Source organism: Rhodococcus sp. BS-15 (assembly GCF_000813105.1).
GTDB lineage: Bacteria > Actinomycetota > Actinomycetes > Mycobacteriales > Mycobacteriaceae > Rhodococcoides.
Map to the genome: position 1 here is coordinate 1 of NZ_BAOX01000496.1, position 1,954 is coordinate 1,954.

General features: G+C 68.1%; 2 protein-coding genes. Both read right to left on the reverse strand.

What is annotated here, in order from left to right:
- Positions 1–43: 43 nt before the first annotated feature.
- Positions 44–1,615 (reverse strand): cutinase family protein, encoded by a 1,572-nt coding sequence (locus tag RHBS_RS27280; protein ID WP_121870943.1) that lies wholly within the window; start codon positions 1,613–1,615, stop codon positions 44–46.
- Positions 1,603–1,954, reverse strand: a 352-nt coding sequence (locus RHBS_RS29395; RefSeq protein ID WP_374700677.1) for a hypothetical protein, incomplete at its 5' end; no start/stop codon positions are given. The genes RHBS_RS29395 and RHBS_RS27280, both read right to left, overlap by 13 nt.

The following is a 1,954-nucleotide window of genomic DNA, read 5'->3' on the forward strand; positions in this document are numbered from 1 at the left end:
TCGAGAGTCCCTGGCGCACAGCAGGTGTGCGCCAGGGGCTTTCTCAATTCGGCAGAGCGGCCGGGGTCGTCGTGGTCGGCCTGCTGCTGGCCGGTGGTGTGACGACGGCGGTGGTGGTGATCGCAGTGCTCGGGAGTGGGGAGCTGGGGTCGGCGTCGATGCCGCCCGTATCGGTCGAACCGTTAGCCAGGTCCTTGGCAAGCGCGACGAACCAGTCGGTCACGAACGCCGTCGCCGATTCACCTGTCGGGGTGGTCGGTGTCGACCCGTAGGAGCCGTGTTGAGCGATGGTCGACGAGTACTTCGTCAGGGTCGCCAGGTTCAACAGGTCCTTGTTGTCGGTGATGTTGTCTTTGACAGCGGTGAAGGCCTGGTTGGTCAACCGCGATGTCGTGGCCGGGGGAACGAGCTTGGCGGCCGCGCCGAGGAGCTTGGTTCCGAGCAACCCGACCGCGGCGACGGGGTTGGACATCCCGACTGTGGCGAGTTCGGCGATATTCGCCGGCGTCAGGATCTCTTTCGCGACCGTTTTCACGGCGTTGAACCCGATCGTCCCCACCTTGAGCAGAGCCGAGATCGCCTGGTCGGCAGTCGGTAGCGGGGTATTGGGATCCGATGCCACCGCGAGACGCTCGGACAGGGACTTCTTCGGAGCGATCGACAGGTTCGCCAGCGTCGTTCCCTTGATGTCCTCGTTGACCACCGTCACTGCCGTCTTGATCGAGGTCATCGCCAACGCTTCCGCGACCGAGGACAGGGACCGAACCGGGTCACCGGCCGAGAGCTCGGACTGACCGGCGATGTTGGTCACCACCCGCAGGATCGGCGAATCCGACGGTGCGTCACACGCGAGATCTCCGGACTGGCAGAAGCTCGCGACCCGGCCGGTCAACGCGCCGTAGTTGCTCACCGTGTCCGACGTGGGCGCGATACCTCCACCGGTCGGCGCGTTCTGGTCGAGGGCCTCGATCTTCGAGACCTCTGTCCCTGCGGTGCCCGGTGCAGGCTTTGGGGTCGTCTGCCCTGGTGCACCGGGAAACAGCGGTGCACCCACGGCCCGAGTCGGGTCGCCGAAGGTGGCGACCCCGACGAGCTTGGCGGCCGGAATCGACCCCTGACCGGCTCCGACTTTCTGTGCCCACGTCGAGACCGCGTGAGCGCCCTGGCTGTAGCCGGCGGCGGTGAATTTCGTTTCCGGGCATGCGGCAGCGACCTCCGCAGCCATGGCGTCGATGCTGGTCTCCGCACGCTCGACCGACTGTGTGTAGGGGACGTTGCCGCCGGGCACCGCGCCGCCGAACCCGGCGTCGTACGGCACGTACGCCCGCCCAGCGAGCTCGGTACCACCGGATACGGCTTTGGCGAGCAGAGGCATGAAGACCTGCGAGAGCATCCCGGTGTCGGTCGTCGGCGCGGCATCGGGGGCGGACTCCCCGGTCCCTTGCACGCCGAGGGCGAACAGCGCCGGGCACGGACCTGTGATGAGGTCCGTGCCCGATTCGCTCGGAGCAGCCAACGCCGGCGACGTGGCATTGACCACGACCGCCACAGTGGCGGCCGCAGCCAACGCCACGCGAGCAACGCGGAGTCGAGGACGCGAGGTCACAGGTGCCATCCAGCAGGGGCAACCGAATCCAGGAACGATCCCGCCTGCGCTGCAACGTTGTCGGCAGCGGCGAGTGCATCGGCACCGCCCGGCTGCGCAGCGACGATCTCCCGCACCTCCAACGGATGCGCGGGTGCGATGCTCGCTGCCTCCGGAGGAGTCCATACCGGGGCCGCGACTGGCGTGGGTGCCGGGGCAGGTGCAGGTGCAGGTGCTGGGGCGGGCGAAGGTGCTTCACCGAGGTTTTCGCCCGCACCGTATGCGCCGCCGACGACACCGCCGATGACCGCTCCGGCTGCGCCGACACCGGCCGCTGGAATCAGCGCTGCAGCAGCGCCGACCGCTGCA